Source organism: Variovorax sp. 20P10.2.4 (assembly GCF_058244205.1).
Genome location: NZ_JBZAYE010001015.1, coordinates 1 through 1,763, shown reverse-complemented (window position 1 = coordinate 1,763; position 1,763 = coordinate 1). Strand labels below are relative to the sequence as shown.

The window sequence follows — 1,763 nt, the reverse complement described above, 5'->3', positions numbered from 1 at the left end:
AGCGCGGGCTGGCTCAACGCGCAGGCACCGCAGCAGACGCAGGCCAACGGCCGCACCACGGTCGCGATCCGCCAGACCGGCGACCGCGCCATCCTCAACTGGGAGAGCTTCAACGTCGGGCGCAACACCACGGTGGAGTTCCAGCAGCAGCCCGACTGGGCGGTGCTCAACCGCGTCAACGATCCGCAGGCGCGGCCCAGCCGCATCCAGGGCCAGATCAAGGCCGACGGCACGGTGCTGATCGCCAACCGCAACGGCGTGGTGTTCAGCGGCAGCAGCCAGGTCGACACGCGCAACCTGGTGGCGGCCGCGGCGCGCATCGGCGACGAGCAGTTCAGGAACAACGGCCTCTACAGCGCCCAGGTCAACGGCCAGCCGCAGCCGGTGTTCACCGACGCGCTGGGCAAGGTCGAGGTGCAGGCCGGCGCGCGCATCGCGACCCGGCAGCCCGTGTCGGTCACGCAGGGCGGCGGCTACGTGCTGCTGCTCGGGCACGAGGTCGAGAACGCCGGCAGCATCGCCACGCCGCGCGGGCAGGCGCAGCTCGCGGCGGGCGACAGCTTCGCGATCCGCAAGGGCGTGGGCACCGACGCCAACACCTTCTCGACCACGCGCGGCAACGAGATCGCGCCCCGGTTCGTGCCCGACAGCACGGCCGGGCTGGTGCGCAACAGCGGCCTGATCGTCGCGAGCGAGGGCGACATCACGCTGGCCGGCCGCACGGTGCGCCAGGACGGCGTGGCGCTCGCCACCACCACCGTCAACGCGCGCGGCACGGTGCACCTGCTGAACTCGGCGGCCGATGCCAAGGGGCGCGTGGCCACGGGCCGCGAGGCGGTCACGGCGGTGTTGATCGATGCGGATGATCGATTCAGCGCGCTGGACAGCCAGCGCGAGGCGCTGGTGAGCGAATCGGTCGCGCTCGACCGGCTGCGCACCATGGCCGTGCCGGGCGCCTTCGACAACCTGTCGCGGCTGCAGGACCGGCGCGATCTCTCGCGTGTCGAGGTGACGTCGGGCGGCGAGGTGCATTTCGAGGACGGTGCGCTGGTGCTCGCGACCGGCGGCCAGATCGCCGTCAGCGCGCAGCGGCGCGTGCGCGTGGGCGCGCAGGCGCGGCTGGACGTCGCGGGCGCGGTCGGCGTGAGCGTGGCGATGGAATCGAACAACGTCCAGGTCAACATCCAGGGCAACGAGCAGCGCGACGCGCCGCTCAACCGCGACACCGGCAAGCTCGCCAACGCCAATGTCTGGATCGACCGGCGCCGGCTGTCGTACGTGCCCGCCAAGCCGGGCGTGTACGACCGCGACCGCTTCTACACCGCGGGCGGCCTGCTCGAGGTCGGTGGCTACCTGGGCAACCAGCCGCACGGCATCGGCGAGTGGATGGCGCAGGGCGGCAATGTCACGCTCGTCGGCGCCGAGGTGGTGACGCAGCGCGGCTCGCAGATCAACCTGTCGGGCGGCTCGATCGACGTGCGCACCGGCTACCTGAACCAGAGCTGGCTCAAGGGCAGCGACGGACGCCTGTACCGGCTCGACCGCGCGCCCGCCGACATGGCCTTCGAGGGCGTGTACCGCGGCTTCGAGGATGCGCATGCGCGCTGGGGCAAGAAGACCACCGGCTATTTCTACAACCCGCTGATCGGTCCGCAGCGCCAGCTCGAGAACGGCTACACCGTCGGGCGCGATGCCGGCCGGCTGGTGGTGAGCGCGCCCACGGCGGTGCTCGAGGGCGACATCGAGGCCCGCGTGTTCCGCGG

The 1,763-nt window shown here is 71.9% G+C and carries 1 protein-coding gene; it reads left to right on the top strand.

Features of this window, described 5'->3' with window-relative positions; genetic code table 11:
* Positions 1-1,763 (top strand): two-partner secretion domain-containing protein (locus AC27VN_RS40555; RefSeq protein WP_490880373.1); only part of this gene is annotated, 1,763 nt, incomplete at both ends.